General features: G+C 69.8%; 12 protein-coding genes and 1 rRNA gene. 2 read left to right on the top strand and 11 right to left on the bottom strand.

Features of this window, described 5'->3' with window-relative positions; translation table 11 throughout:
- The 7 genes from M3195_RS04280 to M3195_RS04250 form a co-directional block, all read right to left on the bottom strand.
- Positions 1-337: ribosomal RNA gene (locus tag M3195_RS04280) — 16S ribosomal RNA — on the bottom strand; the annotation flags it as partial.
- Positions 338-935: 598 nt separating this feature from the next.
- The gene (locus M3195_RS04275) at positions 936-1,367 is read right to left on the bottom strand and encodes a heat shock protein transcriptional repressor HspR (RefSeq protein WP_251585305.1); all 432 of its coding nucleotides are present in this window, start codon (positions 1,365-1,367) and stop codon (positions 936-938) included.
- Positions 1,368-1,412: 45 nt separating this feature from the next.
- Entirely contained in the window at positions 1,413-2,396 is a 984-nt protein-coding gene (locus M3195_RS04270) for a DnaJ C-terminal domain-containing protein (RefSeq protein WP_251585304.1), read from the bottom strand.
- A 7-nt stretch (positions 2,397-2,403) separates the two neighbouring features.
- Positions 2,404-3,042, bottom strand: a complete 639-nt coding sequence (locus M3195_RS04265; protein ID WP_251585303.1) for a nucleotide exchange factor GrpE — start codon at positions 3,040-3,042, stop codon at positions 2,404-2,406.
- A 2-nt stretch (positions 3,043-3,044) separates the two neighbouring features.
- Positions 3,045-4,907, bottom strand: a complete 1,863-nt coding sequence (gene dnaK, locus M3195_RS04260; RefSeq protein ID WP_251585302.1) for a molecular chaperone DnaK — start codon at positions 4,905-4,907, stop codon at positions 3,045-3,047.
- 127 nt (positions 4,908-5,034) lie between these two features.
- The gene (locus M3195_RS04255) at positions 5,035-7,104 is read right to left on the bottom strand and encodes a DUF7933 domain-containing protein (protein WP_251585301.1); all 2,070 of its coding nucleotides are present in this window, start codon (positions 7,102-7,104) and stop codon (positions 5,035-5,037) included.
- Between the two features lie 183 nt (positions 7,105-7,287).
- A complete protein-coding gene (locus M3195_RS04250) occupies positions 7,288-7,749 on the bottom strand; it encodes a DUF3817 domain-containing protein (RefSeq protein ID WP_251585300.1) in 462 nt (153 codons plus the stop codon).
- Between the two features lie 93 nt (positions 7,750-7,842).
- On the opposite strand from M3195_RS04250, the gene M3195_RS04245 reads away from it, so the two are divergent.
- Entirely contained in the window at positions 7,843-8,760 is a 918-nt protein-coding gene (locus tag M3195_RS04245) for a helix-turn-helix transcriptional regulator (protein WP_251585299.1), read from the top strand.
- A gap of 125 nt (positions 8,761-8,885) precedes the next feature.
- On the opposite strand, the gene M3195_RS04240 is transcribed toward M3195_RS04245, so the two are convergent.
- Positions 8,886-10,097, bottom strand: a complete 1,212-nt coding sequence (locus M3195_RS04240; protein ID WP_251585298.1) for an MFS transporter — start codon at positions 10,095-10,097, stop codon at positions 8,886-8,888.
- 283 nt (positions 10,098-10,380) lie between these two features.
- Here M3195_RS04240 and M3195_RS04235 point away from each other — a divergent pair, with 283 nt between their 5' ends.
- Complete coding sequence (locus M3195_RS04235) at positions 10,381-11,250, top strand: serine protein kinase RIO (protein ID WP_251585297.1); 870 nt, start codon at positions 10,381-10,383, stop codon at positions 11,248-11,250.
- Between the two features lie 187 nt (positions 11,251-11,437).
- Here M3195_RS04235 and speB read toward each other — a convergent pair whose 3' ends face one another.
- The 3 genes from speB to M3195_RS04220 are packed head-to-tail and all read right to left on the bottom strand — an operon-like array spanning position 11,438 to position 15,717.
- Positions 11,438-12,388 (bottom strand): agmatinase, encoded by a 951-nt coding sequence (speB, locus tag M3195_RS04230; RefSeq protein ID WP_251585296.1) that lies wholly within the window; start codon positions 12,386-12,388, stop codon positions 11,438-11,440.
- A 40-nt stretch (positions 12,389-12,428) separates the two neighbouring features.
- On the bottom strand, positions 12,429-14,057 hold the full coding sequence (locus tag M3195_RS04225; RefSeq protein WP_251585295.1) for a thiamine pyrophosphate-binding protein: 1,629 nt from the start codon (positions 14,055-14,057) through the stop codon (positions 12,429-12,431).
- Positions 14,050-15,717 (bottom strand): amidohydrolase, encoded by a 1,668-nt coding sequence (locus M3195_RS04220; protein WP_251585294.1) that lies wholly within the window; start codon positions 15,715-15,717, stop codon positions 14,050-14,052. The genes M3195_RS04225 and M3195_RS04220 overlap by 8 nt, the downstream gene beginning before the upstream one ends.
- Between the last annotated feature and the right edge of the window lie 11 nt (positions 15,718-15,728).

Raw genomic sequence — 15,728 nt, 5'->3', positions numbered from 1 at the left:
TCTGGGCCGTGTCTCAGTCCCAGTGTGGCCGGTCACCCTCTCAGGCCGGCTACCCGTCGACGCCTTGGTGAGCCATTACCTCACCAACAAGCTGATAGGCCGCGAGCCCATCCCCAACCAAAAAATCCTTCCAGTAACTGACCATGCGGCCGCTACTCGTATCCAGTATTAGACGCCGTTTCCAGCGCTTATCCCAGAGTCAGGGGCAGGTTGCTCACGTGTTACTCACCCGTTCGCCACTGATCCCACAGAGCAAGCTCCGTGTTCACCGTTCGACTTGCATGTGTTAAGCACGCCGCCAGCGTTCATCCTGAGCCAGGATCAAACTCTCCGTAAAAAAGAAATGCATACGAACACCGGGAAAACGATGAACGCAGCGAGTTTGATGCTGACCAAAGAGATAAATCATTGCTGACTATCCGTTGCCACTCCCGAAAGAGTGGTCTTTGATCCAAAGGAATCTCACCCCACATGACGTGGAGTCGAGGTTATTTGGCATTTGACAAGTGCACGCTGTTGAGTTCTCAAGGATCGGACGCTCCCCCGACCCAACCATCACAGTCAGGCCCGAAGGGCAACTTCTCAATCTTACCTGCGCCGTCCCGGCTGTCAAATCGACACGCCGTGTGATTCAGGCCCAGTTCCGCGCCCCGCGCTGATCGCGCTCGGGCAACTTCACTAGCTTATCCGTTCCGATCTGGCTGTCAAATCGACCGCCATCCTGTTCGGGAAGCTCCCTCATCGGACAGAAGTATGTCCGCGATCTGCTCCGGGGAGCTGATCTGAGGGAGGTGGTTCTCCGCTTGAGGGGGGTAAGGCTCTCGGCCTCTCCGCGTCCCTGTGGGGCGAACAAGTAATAAGTTACGCGGATCGCGGGAGTCTGGCAAATCGGGCGTGGCACCCCGGGCGTGTCGGGGTGGATCGGGCACGTGCGGTCAGCCGCGACCGCTGCCCGGGCGCCAGAGCACCAGATCCGTGGACCGGCGGATGCGCCGACCGTTCGGCATCGGCACGACACCCGACGATCCCGCGGCGAACACCCGAACTCCCGGGCGGTTCTCCCGCTCCGCGCGCAGGGCGGCGTCGAGTTCGGCGATACGGCGCCGCAGCATCCGGTTCTCGTCCTCGAGGTCGAGCAGACGTGCGATGGCCGGAAGGCTCATGCCCTCCGACGAGAGCTGCGCGACCTCGCGGAGCTGCTCGATGTTGCGGGTCGAGTATCGGCGCGAGCCGCCGGAGGTGCGACCGGGCACCACGAGCCCGATCCGGTCGTACTGTCGCAGAGTCTGCGGGTGCATGCCGGCGAGTTCGGCAGCGACGGCGATCGCGAACACCGGGGTGTCGGCATCCATCTGCATGTCAGCCATGGAGTGTCACCTTCTTCCGTCCGGTGTTCGTGATCGTCGTCATGGTCATCGCCGCGCCTTCGCCATGAGGTCGGCGCGAGGATTCTCGTTCGGTTCGAGGGCCTGGAACTTCTGCAGCGCATCCTTGGCCTCCTCGTCGAGGTGCGACGGCACCGCGATCTGGAGCTCGGCGAGCAGGTCGCCGGTGCCCTTGGCGGTGGTGACGCCGCGGCCCTTGACGCGCAGGACGCGACCGGAGGGGGTGCCGGGAGCGACCCGCAGCTTCACCGTCTCGGCACCGAGCGTCGGGACCTCGATCGTCGCACCGAGCGCGGCCTCGGTGAAGGTCACCGGAACGACGATGCGCAGGTTCAGGCCGTCACGGGTGAAGACCGGATGGGGTCGAACTGTGATCTGCACCACGATGTCGCCGCTCTCACCGCCGTCCGGGGACGGGCGCCCCCGACCGCGCAAGCGGATCTTCTGCCCGTCGGAGACGCCGGCGGGGATCTTCACCTTGAACGGCTTGCCGTCCTCGCCCTGCAGGGTGATGGTCTCGCCCTGCACGGCCGTGACGAAGTCGAGGGTCGTCCGCGCCGTGACATCGGCGCCCCGCTGGGGGCCGCCGAAGCCGCGGAAGCCGCCGGAGGTCTGCCCGAACCGGCCGGAGCCGAACGAGCCGCCCTGCCCCTGGTTGAACATCGCGAAGATGTCCTCGAAGTCGGCGGACTGTCCGCGCCCCTGCTGGCCGAACCGGCTGAAGACGTCTTCGAAGCCGCCGCCGGACTGGCCGCCCGCCGTGAAGCGGGCGCCCGAGCCCATGGCGCGGATCTCGTCGTACTCCTTGCGCTGCTCGGAGTCGGAGAGCACCGAGTACGCCTCGCTGATCTCCTTGAACTTCGCCTCCGCCTTCTCGTCGCCCTGATTGGAGTCGGGGTGGTACTTGCGTGCGAGCTTGCGGTACGTCTTCTTGAGATCGGCGTCGCTGACGTCTTTCGAGACCCCGAGGGTCTTGTAGAAGTCCTTGTCGAACCAGTCCTGGCTAGCCATTCATCACCTACTCGGCAGGTACGGCGACGACGACCTTCGCTGGCCGCAGCTCGACGTCGCCGAGGCGGTAACCGACCTCCACCACCTCGAGGATCGTGGTGGTCGTCGCGCCGGGAGTGGGCTGCTGGAAGATGGCCTCGTGACGCTGCGGGTCGAACTCCTCGCCCTTCTCGCCGTACGAGACCACTCCCAGGCGGTCGACCACGGCGCGCACCTTGTCGGCGATCACGGCGAAGGGCGTGCCCTCGACCAGATCGCCGTGCTGGGCGGCGCGGGCGAGATCGTCGAGCACGGGGATGAGGCCCTTGGCGGCCTCGCCCTTCGCCCGTTCGATCTCGACCTGGCGCTGCTCCTCGGTGCGTCGGCGGTAGTTCGCGTACTCGGCCTGCAGGCGCTTGAGATCGTGCAGCAGCGCGTCCTCGGCGTCCGCGAGCGCGGCGTCGCCGGCCGCGGCGTCCTCCGTCTGCGTCGCGCCCAGGATGTCGTCGACCGTCAGGTCGTCGGGGGCGCCGTCGACCGGCGTCTCGTCGGAGCCCTCGGCGGCCATCGCCTCACGGGAGTCGGGGTTCTGCGGCTCGGGGCCGGATGCCTGAGCATCCGACCCCTCGCTGCGAACCTCGTCGTCGTCGAAGTTCTTGTCCGTCATGATTACTTCTTCTCGTCCTCGTCGTCGACGACCTCGGCGTCGATGACATCCTCCTCGGAGGAGCCGTCACCGGTCGGGGTCTCGCCCTCGGGCTGAGCGCCGGCCGCGGCATCCGCCTGCGAGGAGGCGTAGAGCGCCTCGCCGATCTTCGACTGCGACTGGTTGAGCTTGTCGAACGCCGTCTTCACGGCCTCGTCGTCCTCGCCCGCGAGCGCCGTCTTGAGCGCGTCGACATCGGCCTTGACCTCGGTCTTCACGTCTTCCGGCAGCTTGTCGTCGTTCTCGGTCAGCAGCTTGTCGATCGAGTACGCGAGCGTCTCGGCCTGGTTGCGGACCTCGGCGGCCTCGCGGCGCTGCTTGTCTTCGGCGGCGTGCTCCTCGGCCTCGCGCACCATGCGCTCGATGTCCTCCTTCGACAGCGACGAGCCGCCGGAGATGACGATCGACTTCTCGGTGCCGGTGCCCTTGTCCTTCGCGGACACGTGCACGATGCCGTTGGCGTCGATGTCGAACGTGACCTCGATCTGCGGGATGCCGCGGGGGGCCGGCGCGATGCCGGTCAGCTCGAACGTGCCGAGCGGCTTGTTGTCACGCGTGAAGTCGCGCTCGCCCTGGAAGACCTGGATCGCGACGGACGGCTGGTTGTCGTCGGCCGTGGTGAAGGTCTCGCTGCGCTTGGTCGGGATGGCCGTGTTGCGCTCGATGAGCTTGGTCATCATGCCGCCCTTGGTCTCGATGCCGAGGCTCAGGGGGGTGACGTCGATCAGCAGCACGTCCTTGCGCTCGCCCTTGAGGACCCCGGCCTGCAGGGCTGCGCCCACGGCCACGACCTCGTCGGGGTTGACGCCCTTGTTGGCCTCCTTGCCGGTCTCGCGCTTCACGAGCTCGGCGACGGCGGGCATACGGGTCGATCCGCCGACCAGCACGATGTGGTCGATGTCGGCGACCTTGATGCCGGCCTCGCGGATGACGTCCTCGAACGGCTTCTTGGTGCGGTCGAGCAGGTCCTTCGTGAGGTCCTCGAACTTCGCGCGGGTGATGGTCTCGCTCAGCGACACCGGGCCGGACTCCGTCAGCGACAGGTACGGCAGGTTGATGCTGGTCGAGGTCGAGGAGGAGAGCTCCTTCTTCGCCTGCTCCGCGGCCTCCTTGAGACGCTGCAGGGCGATCTTGTCACCCGAGACGTCGACGCCCGTGGTCTCCTTGAACTGCTTGATCAGGTAGTCGACGAGACGCTGGTCCCAGTCGTCGCCGCCGAGGCGGTTGTCACCGGCGGTCGCGCGGACCTGGATGGTCGAGAAGTCGTCGTCCTTGCCCACCTCGAGGAGGGAGACGTCGAAGGTTCCGCCACCGAGGTCGAAGACGAGGATGAGCTCGTCCTCCTTGCCCTTGTCGAGGCCGTAGGCCAGAGCTGCGGCGGTCGGCTCGTTGATGATGCGCAGGACGTTGAGGCCGGAGATCTCGCCGGCCTCCTTGGTGGCCTGGCGCTCGGCGTCGTTGAAGTACGCGGGAACGGTGATGACGGCATCCGTCACCGTGTCGCCCAGGTACGACTCGGCGTCGCGCTTGAGCTTCTGCAGGATGCGCGCGGAGATCTCCTGCGGCGTCCACTTCTTGCCGTCGACGTCGAACGACCAGTCGGTGCCGATGTGGCGCTTGACCGATGCGATCGTGCGGTCGACGTTGGTGACGGCCTGGCGTTTCGCGGTCTCGCCGACGAGCACCTCGCCGTCCTTGGTGAAAGCGACGACCGACGGGGTGGTGCGGAAGCCCTCGGCGTTGGCGATGACCTTCGGCTCGCCACCCTCGAGGACGCTGACGACGGAGTTCGTCGTACCGAGGTCGATTCCTACAGCACGTGCCATGTTCTTCTCCTTTGTGTTGCTGAGTCTGATTCGGAAAGTCCGGGGCGATCAGGAAAACCTGAGTCGCGATGACTCAACTGTACGGGAGGTGCTCCGCGCTGTCAAAAGGAACTTGATATGAATTGGCTCAACTTTCTGCCGCCGCGCTGCGGCGAGCGCCGCCCTGCATCAGCACACCGCCGATCGCGAGGAGGACCAGACCGCCGACTGCCGCGGACCACGCCGGGGTACCGCCGGTCTCGGAGAGGAGGGACGCCGGCGGGACGGGCGACGAACCGCTCTGAGGGACCCCCGGGCCGCCGCCGGTCGCCCGGATCACCGTCACGACGATCGTCGCGGTCCCGGTCGCGCCGTCGCTCTGAGCGACCTGATACGTCACGGGGGCGGTGCGCACCGCCGAGAAGCCCGCCTCGGGGGTGAACGTCACCGCGCCCGTGATCCGGTCCGCCGCGTAGGCGCCCTGCCCGGGGACCGTGAGGGCGCGGCCGTCGTCCGAGATCCGCGCTCCCGGCGGCTGCGACGCCGCGGGAAAGAGCACGGTCGTCGGATCGATCGTCGCCGGCTCGCCGTTGCGGTCGAAGCCTGCGCGGTCGTTGTCCGTCACATCCACTCGCGCCGGCTGGTCCGCCGCGGCCGTCACCTCGTCGGCGACGACGGTCGGCGCCTGGGCGACGAAGACGCGCACCGCGGCGGCCGCCACGACGCCGTTGGAGTCGGTGACCTGGTAGACGACCGACGTCGCCGCGCCCGAGAAGACGGGATCGGGGGTGAACGTGACGGCTCCCGTCGCGGGGTCGGCCGTGTACACGCCCTGACCGGGCACTGACAGCGTGCGCCCGCCGTCCGACGTCGCCGAGCCGGCCGGCTGACCGGCAGCGGCGAACACCACAGACGTGCGGTCGAGCGGGAACGCGGGGTCGACCGCGGTGTCGCCGTCGAGCACCGGCACGGTCACGGCGACGCCCTGCGCGCTCGATGCCTCGTCGTCGTCTGCTCTCGGATCGGAGAACGCGCCCGACGCCGCCAACGGCGGGAGCAGCGGCGACTCGATGTTGTCGGGGCCGTCGACGACGACACCGGTCCGCGTCGCGACGGTGGGCACCTCGATCACGCAGCTCGCCTGCCCTTGAGCGAGCACGCCCTCGCTCACCTCGATCCGATCCGACCCCGCTGCCGCAGCGACCGTGCCGCCGCACGTGTTGGTCGTGACGCCGGTGGGCCCCACCGCGAGCCCGGTGGGCATGTCGTCGGTCAGGCGGATGCCGGTCTTCTCGGCCAGCTCCGAGGTGTTGGTGATCGTGAAGCGGGTGGTGAACGGATCTCCCGGTCGGAGTCCGGTGGCAGGGATGTGCTCCTTGTCGAGCTGCGGCGTGGCGTCGACGAGAGCGATGTCGTCGATCGCGCCGTCGTTCCCCGCCGACGACCCGTTGCCGTTCCGCACCCGCAGACGCAGCTCGTCGCTCCCCGTCCAGATCAACGCCCCGGGCGACTGGATCGTGCCATGGCGGACGCCGTCCACCACGATGCTGCCGGGAGCGGTGCACGCCGTGACGGGTGCGCCGATGGACGTCTGCACGCCGGTCGCGGGGTCGACCAGGAAGAAGCTGTACACCGGGCTGCTCACCGCGCAGCTCCCTGCGGCGAATCGCAGACTGGCCGTGTACCACCGCCCGGTCACCACCGGGATGTCGGGCGTCTCCAGCTCGATGAGGTTGGCGGGGCCGGCGGCGGCGGTGAACGCCGACAGCGCGTGATTGCCCTCACCCTCTCCGTTCTGCCTGCCGATGGCCGGCGGGAGGTAACGGAGGGCGTCGAACCCCGATCCGCCGCACGTGCCGCTCCCGCTGGGATCCGTGTAAGAGGTAGCGGTCTGCGCCCCCGACAGCACGATCCCGTTGCACGCGGAGGCGCGGCGCCAGAACGCATCGGCGGTGTAGCTCCCTGGTACCGAGGCGTGCGCGTACGAGGTGATCATCTGAGGATCGGCGCTCTCGTTCTCGAAGTCCTCGGAGTAGACGACGACGGGATCGACCGGAATGCCCGGCTGGCCGGCCGCGGCCTCCACGGGAGCGGCGCCGAGGGCCCCGGAGGCCGTCAGCAGGACGACCACGGCGAGGCAGCCCGCCGAAGCCCGCCGTGCCCGACGCCGCCTGCCGTTGCTTCCGCGGCCAGCGGCCGCACGCGTGGATCGATACATGATCCCCCCCTTTGGTGTGCGTGGCGGGCGCACCCGCTCACACGACTCAGCCCGTGCGATCGGGCTTCTCGCGGCAGACTCTATAGGGGCCTTCGGTGACAACTCCAGTATTCTGCGTGGGCGACCGGGTGCAGCGGAAAACCGCGGAAGCGAGGCTGCAGCGCTCGAGCGACGCGCCGGGGATCACTTGCCGCCGGGCGGCCCGATCAGCAGCAGGATCACGTACAGCGCCACGATCGCGACGACGAGCAGGATCGCCAGCACCCAGGGGCGCTGCAGGAACCATCGCATCAGGCGGTCGTACCAGCGCGCGTCGCGCGGGTCGTCGGTCGCGACGAGGCGCCACTCCCCCGTCAGTCGCTCGGTGCGGTGCAGCCAGATCTCCGCCGGGACCGTCGCGTAAGGGACCACGGCGCTGGCGATCGCGACGACCGCGACCCCGAGGTGCCAGCGCTGGTTCAGGGCGACCAGCACGGCGGTCGCCCCGTAGGCGAGGAACACGAACCCGTGGATGCCGCCGCCGACCGTCACGACGATGCCCGCAGCGCCGATCGCGCGCGCGATGATCGCCGCGATGAGGATGGTCCAGGTGATCGCCTCCGCGATCGCCAGAACTCGGAACAGACGGCCGGGTGAGCGGAACACGGGACTCCTCGGGTGGGTGTCCTGCCAGCGTAACCGGGGGCGCGTCGGCGCTCGAATCGGAATACCGGTCACGACGCAGACGTTTCCGAGGGAATGGTGACGACCGTTCCCTCCGCCCTCACCCGGGTGCTCGACGGCGTCGACCTCACGGTCGGCGTCGCCCGCCGCGCTGTGTTGCGCGCCGGTGCTCGTCTCCCGCTTCCGTCGGGCGCCGCGTCCCTCGTCTACATCGCTGAGGGCACGGTGCAGGGACACCCGCCGCTGAACACGGGCTGCCGCCTGGATGTCGACCGCGTCTCGACCCTCATCGAGATCGATGAACGCCCGGCGGACTCGGCCCTCACCGTCGGCGACGCGTTCCTCACGCTGGGGCGCACCGCGTTCGAGCTCGAAGCCGACGGGCGGGCCGACCTGGTCGTCTTCGATCTGGAGTTCTCCGACGTCGCGCAGAGGCTCGTCGCGGGACTGCCCGACCCCGTCACGGTCACCGCGTTCGACGCGCTCGAGCCGGCGGCCGCGGCTCTCGCCGGCAGCATGGGTCCGACGGATCCTCCCGGCTCCCCGGCGCGTCAGGGCGATCAGCTGATCTGCCGCATGATGGCGCAGACCGTGCTGCTCTCGGTGATCCGCGCGTGGGCCGCGAACGGCTGCGCACCGGAGGGCTGGCCGTCGGCATCCCCCGATCCGTTCCTCGACCGCGTCGTCGCGGCGATCCACGAGCAGCCCGGTCGGGAGTGGACCGTCGAGAGCCTCGCGAACGTGGGCGCGATGTCGCGGTCGGCGTTCGCCGAGCGCTTCCGTCACGCGATCGGCCGCTCCCCCGCCGACTACGTCACAGAGGTGAGGGTCGAGGCGGCGAAGCGGCTGCTGTCCGCCGGCCGGTCCGTGTCGGAGACCTCACGCGAGCTGGGCTATGCGTCGGACGAGGGATTCAGCCGGGCGTTTCGTCGCCGCACGGGCATGACCCCGTCGGCCTGGCGCGCGTCGCAGCACGCGGCCGTCCCTGCCTGAGCCGACCCGGAGTTCTCCGGAAAACGGAGAGCGTCCGCGCGAGCCACCGCGTGTCGGGGCGGCGACCCGCCGTCGCCCGTCCCTTCGGTCTGCGTTTCCCCCTGGCGCCGCAGCCGACCCGCGTGTCAGCCGAGCGCCCCGAGCGCCGCGCGCGAGCTGACCCGGTTCGACGCCCCGAACAGCACCGCGCCCAGCACGAGCACGACGGCGCCGATCACGTAGACAGCCTCGACGGTCAGGGTGTCGACGAGCAGGCCGCCGATACCTGCCGCGAGCGTGATGGCCCCCTGGAACCCGACGACGACGAGGCTGCCGCCGGCCTCCAGCCGGTCGGGCATGCGGTGCCCGACCCAGGTGTTCGCGACGAGCAGCCACGACGAGAAGAAGAAGCCCCACACGAGCACGACGATCCCGACCCCGATGACGGTGCCCGAGAGCAGGATCATCGCCAGTACGGAGACGGCGATCACGGCGGGCGCGAACACGGCGAAGAACGCGAACCGCCGGTCGATCACGAACCCGATCGACAGGTTGCCCGCGAGGCCGCCGAGGCCGAACAGCGCGAGCAGCACGACGATCGTCGAGGCGTCGACGTCGGGGATCCGCTCGAGCGCGAGGCGCACGTACGTGTAGGCGAGGAAGTGCCCCAGCACGACGAACACGTGGCCGACCATGCCGAGCCCCACGCCCGGGCGGCGCAGGGTGTCGACGAGGAGTCGGATGCTGGACGCCTGCTCGGCCGGGACCTGTGGCAGCACGAACCGCAGCGCCGCGGCCAGCAGCACCATGAGCACGCCGGCGATCGCGAACACGGCCTGCCAGTTCACGAACTCGCTGAGCATCACCCCGAGCGGCACACCGGCCACGGTCGCGAGCGAGACGCCTGCCGAGGTGAACATGACCCCGCGACCGAGGTGCTCGGGGCCGGCGAGACGAACCGCCACCGTGATCGACATGGCCCAGAAGGCGCTGAGCGCGGCCCCGAGCAGGAACCGTGCAAGCAGCACGATGACGAGGTTCGGCGCGACAGCGACCACCAGATTCGACACCGCGGCTGCGAGCGCCATCCATACGAGCAACGACCGCCGGTCGAGGCGGGGGAAGATCAGCCCGACCGTGGGTGCGACCACGAGGCCGACGAGCGCGGTGACCGTCACGGTCTGCCCCGCTTGGCCGGGCGTGACGCCGAGCGCGTCGGCCATCTCGGTGAGCACCCCGTTGGGCAGGAACTCCGCCGTGACGAGCAGGAAGCCCATCAGCATCAGGACGACGAGTCCGCCGTAGCGGATGCCGTCGGCTCGCGAGGTCGTCACGGGAACGGGCGCGGTCGTGGTCATTCCTCCAGCATCGCCGGGTTGCGTCGGGCGCGCCCGACGGGGCGTCCACGGCATCCGACCGTTCGTCCGGACAGCGGGTCCGGACAGCTGGGCCCGGACAGCGGGTCTGGACAGCATCCGTCTCGCGCTCTAGGCTCGACGACGCACCGGGACCCGCCCGGAAGGCTGCACGAGAGGAGCCGCTGACATGAACACCGTCTTCGTCGCGCCCCTCGCCGACATCCTTCCCGAGGCCGCCCGCTCCTGATCCGCGCGTGGTCTCCCCTCTCCCCGGAGCCACACCGTGTCTGATCACTCCGCTTCCTCCGAAGCATCCTTCGTCTTCGACGCCTCTCCCTTCGAGGCCGTCCCCGTGTTCGCCGACGTCGAGCCCGGCGTCAACCAGAGATGGACGACCTGGCCGTCCGTCACCCCTTCCGAGCGAGGCCCTGAGCCGAGACCCGGATGGGTCGTGACCAGCGCCGGTGCTCTCGACACAGAACTCGGCATTCTCAAGACCGGCAAGGAGGCCGACGTCTTCCTCATCGAACGAGCAGTGCCTGGCGATCCGCGTCGGCGCACGCTGCTCGCGGCCAAGCGGTACCGCGACAGCGACCGCAGCGGCTTCCACCGGTCGGCGATCTACACCGAGGGCCGTGCGACGCGAAACACCCGCGACACCCGGGCGTTGGCGAAGAAGTCCACCCACGGTCGCGAGGTCGCCGCAGCCCAGTGGTCGTTCGCCGAATTCGCGGCGCTGAGCCGGATGCACCAGCTCGGAGCCCCTGTCCCGTACCCCGTGCAGGTGAGCGGGACGGAGGTGCTCATGGAGTTCCTGGGGGATGCCGACGGCGCTGCCGCCCCGCGCCTCTCCCAGGTGCGCTCGAGCCGCGCTGAGCTCACCGAGTACTTCTCGCAGGTCGTCGACCTCATGCGCGTGTTCGCCGCCGCGGGCTTCGCGCACGGCGACCTCTCGGCGTACAACCTGCTCGTGCACGAGGACCGCGTGCGAGTCATCGACCTGCCGCAGATCGTCGACGTCATCGCGAACCCGCAGGGTCTCGACCTTCTGCACCGCGACTGCACCAACGTGTGCGACTGGTTCGCACGCCGTCGCGTCGATTGCGACGCCGAGGAGCTGTTCGCCGAGCTGGTGGCGGCGTCGTTCGGGTGAGCGCGGGTGCGGTCATTCGCTCCCGTCGCAGTTCGTGCCGCCTCGGAGGCGGACCCGTTCGCTCGCGTCGCAGTTCGTGCCGTCGCGGAGGCTCATGGGCGGCGCGAAGTGCGACTGGAACGAGTTGACGGCCCAGCCCGGCGGCACAAGGTGCGACCGGAACGGGATGCAGGCCCGGAGTTCCGGGTCAGTCCCGTGCCAGGCGCGCGGCGAGCAGGGTCATGAGCTCGTACACGACGTGGCTCGCCGCGATGCCCGTCATCTGGGCGTGATCGTAGGCCGGCGACACCTCGACGACGTCGGCGCCGACGATGTCGCGGTCGCGCAGGGCGCGGAGGATGCGCAGCAGCTCGCGGCTCGTCAGACCGCCGGCCTCCGGGGTTCCCGTGCCGGGCGCGTGCGCAGGGTCGAGCACGTCGATGTCGATCGAGACGTACAGCGGGCGGTCGCCGATGCGCTGCAGGACGCGCTGGATGCCGGCTTCGACGCCGTGCTCCTCGATGTACTCGCTCGACACGATCGAGAAGCCGAGACGGGCGTCGTCTTCGAGGTCCTGCTTCGAGTACAGCGGTCCGCGGGTGCCGACGTGGCAGCTCGCGGTGAGATCGATCAGCCCCTCCTCGCTCGCCCGGCGGAACGGCGTGCCGTGCGTGATGGGCGCGCCGAAGTAGGTGTCCCAGGTGTCGAGGTGCGCGTCGAAGTGCAGCACCGCTACCGGCCCGTGCTTCGCCGCGATCGCCCGGAGGAGAGGCAGCGCCACCGTGTGGTCGCCACCGATCGTCACGATGCGCTGCACCCGCTCGCCGAGGGCACGCGCTGCCGCCTCGACCTCGGTGACCGCCTCGGTGAGGTCGAACGGGTTGACCGGGATGTCGCCGGCATCCACCACCTGAGCCAGCTCGAACGGGGACACGTCCTGCGCAGGGTTGTAGGGGCGCAGCAGACGCGACGACTCCCGCACGTGCGACGGACCGAAGCGCGTGCCCGGGCGGTAGCTCACGCCGGAGTCGAACGGGATGCCGACGACGGCGATGTCGGCGCGCTCGACGTCTTCGATCCTGGGCAGCCGGGCGAAGGTCGCGATGCCGGAGTAGCGGGGGTTCACGGAGGCGTCGATGGGGCCGATGTTGTCGGTCATGGTGGTTCCTGTTCGTCTCGGGGAAGCAGTGTGCGTGTGATCAGTCGAGGAGGCGCTGCGGGAGGTGCACGAGTTGCACCCCGCCGGCGTCGACCGCGTCGCGGATGCCGGGTACGACGTCGTCCCGACGCTCGATGCGACGCCCGTGCGCGCCGAAAGCGGTGGCGAGCGCGGCCCAGTCCGGCTGCACGAGATCGACGCCGACCGGCGCCATGCCGCGGTCGACCTCGTTCTGGCGGATCTCGGCGTACCCGCCGTTGTCGACGCACACGACGGTCACGTCGAGGCGCTGCTCGACGGCGGTCACGAGCTCGTTCACGCAGAACATGAGCGCACCATCGCCGATCACGGTGACGACCGGGTGCTCCGTCTGCGCCACGCGCGCGCCGATCGCGGCCGGGAGTCCGTAGCCGAGGGTGGCATACGTGGGCGTGTACAGCAGCGCGTGCGGACGCCGCGAGCGCAGCACGCTGCCGAGCGCCATGTACACGATCTGCGAGGAGTCGCCGGCGACGATCGCGTCGTCGGGAAGCGCCTCGGCGATGAGCTCGGCGAGCGCGACGGTCTCGGGCGCGGTCTCCCGCGACTCCCGTTCGATCGCGGCGCGTTCGACGGTCACGTCGCGCGCGACCCGCTGCTCGGTCGGGAGCAGGCGCAGCAGCTCTCCGGTCACGGCCGCGGCGTCTCCGACCAGACCCACGGTCGCTGCGAGGTTCTTGTCGAGCTGTGCCGAGGAGATGTCGATGCGCACGACCGCGCCGCGCGCCTCGAGCCGCGGGGCCCACAGCTCCGCCTCGCCCAACTTCGATCCGACGACGAGCAGCGCGTCGGCGTCCTCCGCGACCGCGCGGGCGGCGGCCAGACGCAGATTCGAGCCGAGGGAGAGCGGATGCCGTTCGTCGACGACGCCCTTGCCGTTCAGGGTCGTCAGCACCGGTGCTCCGAGGCGGTCGGCGATCGCGGTGAGCTCGCTCCCGGCATCCGTCGATCCGCCGCCCGCGACGATGACCGGACGCTGAGCGGCGGCCAGCAGGCGGGCGGCTTCCGCGAGCGCTGCGGGATCCCCCGCGATGCGCGGCGGGAGGGGCCGCGGACGACGCGCTTCGGCGGGTACTCCGGCCGGCGCCTCGAGGACGTCGAGCGGGATCTCGATGTGCACCGGGCGCGGCCGGCCGGTGCGGAACAGCGCGAACGCGTCGTGCACGGCATCCACCGCCTCGGCCGCGCTCGTGACGCGGCGCGACCACTCGGCGATCGCGCCGACCATCGCCGTCGCGTCCTTCGTCTCGTGCAGAGTGCCGACGTCGGCGAACTCCGCGCCGAGCGCCACGCCGGGAGAGAGCACGAGGAGCGGACGCGACTCGCAGAAGGCCGTGCCGATCGCGCTCATCGCGTTCTGCAGTCCCGGCCCCGAGGTCGTGATGACCACGCCGGGCAGGCCGGTCTGCTGCGCCCAGCCGTCGGCGCCGTAGCCCGACCCCTGCTCGTGCCGGTTGGTCACCACGCGGATGCCGAGGTCGGCGAGCGGACGGTAGAGCTCGAGGTTGTGGGTGCCGGGGATGCCGAAGACGGCGTCGACCCCGTAGCCGCGTATGGTCTCGAGCACGGCCCGGGCGGCGGTGTCGGAGTAGTCCGTGGTGTCATCGATGACGGCGTTCACGTCAGACATGATGCCGCCGTTCCCCGTCGACCCAGGTCTCGCGTACGGCGATCGCCGCGATGTCGTCGGGCGCGACGGCCAGCGGGTCGTCCGACAGCACGACGAAGTCGGCGTACTTGCTGACCTCGAGCGAGCCCAGGTCGTCCTCACGGCCGATCGACACGGCGCCCTCGTAGGTGTGCGCGCGCAGTGCCGCAGCCGCCGAGATGCGCAGGTCGTCCGGTCCGAGTCTGTGTCCTCGCCGCGTGACGCGCGTGACCGCTGTCTGAATCGCCTCGAGGGGGATCGGCTCGGCGACCGGCGCGTCCGATGAGATCGTCATCGGCACGCCCGCGCGCTCGAATTCGCCGAGCGGGTTGAAGCGCTCGCCGGGGGTGCCGATGGCCTCCTCCACGCCCTCGCCCCAGTTGAAGTAGTGCTGCGTCTGGTTGACGGGACGGATGCCGGCGGCCGCCATCCGCTCGATCTGGTCCGGCGTCGGCAGGCCGCAGTGCTCGATGCGGTGGCGGGCGTCGGCATCCGGGTGCTCCGCGAGCGCCGCCTCGATCGCCGACACGACCATCTCGATCGCCGTGGGCGACTGGGCGTGCGTGGCGGTCTGCAGACCTGCCGCATGAGCCTTCGCGATGAGCGCCGCGTAGTCGGCGGGCTCGTGGTACAGCTGGCCGGTGCGGCACGGATCGCCCACGTAGCCGTCGGGGAAGTACGCGGTCCAGCCGCCCAGCGTGCCGTCGGCGTAGAACTTGATGCCGGCGAAGCTCAGGTGCGCGTTGCCGAACTGTCCGACCAGGCCCATCTCGAGCGCCTCGTCGAGCAGGTGCGACAGCAGGTACATCGACACCCGCAGCTCGAGGCGCCCCGCCTCGGCGAGCCGCAGGTACATGTCGAACTCGCGGCGTGTGACCTGGCAGTCGCCGATCGACGTGACGCCACCCGCGAGGAAGCGCTGGGTCGCGGCATCCAGCTGCCTGAGGTGCTCCTCCGGTTCGTCGGCGAGATGGAAGTTCGGTCCGTGGTGGCCGATCTTCACGCCGTGCACGCCCGTGAGGATGTTGCACGCGGCATCCGACAGCTCGCCGGTCAGCTCGCCGTCCGCATCGCGGAAGAACTCGCCGCCGTCGGGGTTCGGGGTGTCGCGGTCGACGCCGCCTGCCTCGAGCGTGTACGAGTTCACCACCCCGCCGTGACCCGAGGCGTTCATGAGGTACACCTCGCGGTCGCGGGCGACCTCGTCGAGCTCGAACCGGGTGGGGTGCCGCTTCTCGGCCAGGTTGCGCTGCTCGTAGCCGTACCCGCGCACCGGTCGTCCTGCCGGGGCCTCGGCCGCCGCCGCCGCCAGCAGGGCCACGATCTCGGGGATGCTGCCGGCCTTCTCGGGTCCGCAGTCCACCCACGTCATCATCTGACCGAACATCAGCGGATGCGCGTGCGCGTCGACGAAGCCGGGCACCACGACCGCATCGCCCAGGTCGACCCGCTCGGGGCGCAGTCCCGCCCGCTCCGCCGCCTGCTCGCACTCCGCGAGGGAGCCGATCGCGACGATCCGACCGCGGTCGGTGAGCAGGGCCGTCGCGGTGGTGGCGTCGGCATCCACCGTGTGGATCGCGCGGGCCGTGATCAGTCGCGGCGTCGTCTGGGCGGAGCGGTCGAAGGGGGTGAGCTTTCTCATGGGCCTGTTCG

The organism is Microbacterium hydrocarbonoxydans, assembly GCF_023715885.1.
Classification (GTDB): Bacteria; Actinomycetota; Actinomycetes; order Actinomycetales; family Microbacteriaceae; genus Microbacterium; species Microbacterium hydrocarbonoxydans_C.
This window is presented reverse-complemented; position numbering and strand designations above follow the sequence as displayed.

What these genes read in the sequence shown, in the direction of transcription:
- M3195_RS04275 (WP_251585305.1), bottom strand. Translation starts at nt 1,367, where the DNA reads ATGGCTGACATGCAGATGGATGCCGACACCCCGGTGTTCGCGATCGCC.
- M3195_RS04270 (WP_251585304.1), bottom strand. Translation starts at nt 2,396, where the DNA reads ATGGCTAGCCAGGACTGGTTCGACAAGGACTTCTACAAGACCCTCGGG.
- M3195_RS04265 (WP_251585303.1), bottom strand. Translation starts at nt 3,042, where the DNA reads ATGACGGACAAGAACTTCGACGACGACGAGGTTCGCAGCGAGGGGTCG.
- dnaK (WP_251585302.1), bottom strand. Translation starts at nt 4,907, where the DNA reads ATGGCACGTGCTGTAGGAATCGACCTCGGTACGACGAACTCCGTCGTC.
- M3195_RS04255 (WP_251585301.1), bottom strand. Translation starts at nt 7,104, where the DNA reads ATGTATCGATCCACGCGTGCGGCCGCTGGCCGCGGAAGCAACGGCAGG.
- M3195_RS04245 (WP_251585299.1), top strand. Translation starts at nt 7,843, where the DNA reads ATGGTGACGACCGTTCCCTCCGCCCTCACCCGGGTGCTCGACGGCGTC.
- M3195_RS04240 (WP_251585298.1), bottom strand. Translation starts at nt 10,097, where the DNA reads ATGACCACGACCGCGCCCGTTCCCGTGACGACCTCGCGAGCCGACGGC.
- speB (WP_251585296.1), bottom strand. Translation starts at nt 12,388, where the DNA reads ATGACCGACAACATCGGCCCCATCGACGCCTCCGTGAACCCCCGCTAC.
- M3195_RS04225 (WP_251585295.1), bottom strand. Translation starts at nt 14,057, where the DNA reads ATGTCTGACGTGAACGCCGTCATCGATGACACCACGGACTACTCCGAC.
- M3195_RS04220 (WP_251585294.1), bottom strand. Translation starts at nt 15,717, where the DNA reads ATGAGAAAGCTCACCCCCTTCGACCGCTCCGCCCAGACGACGCCGCGA.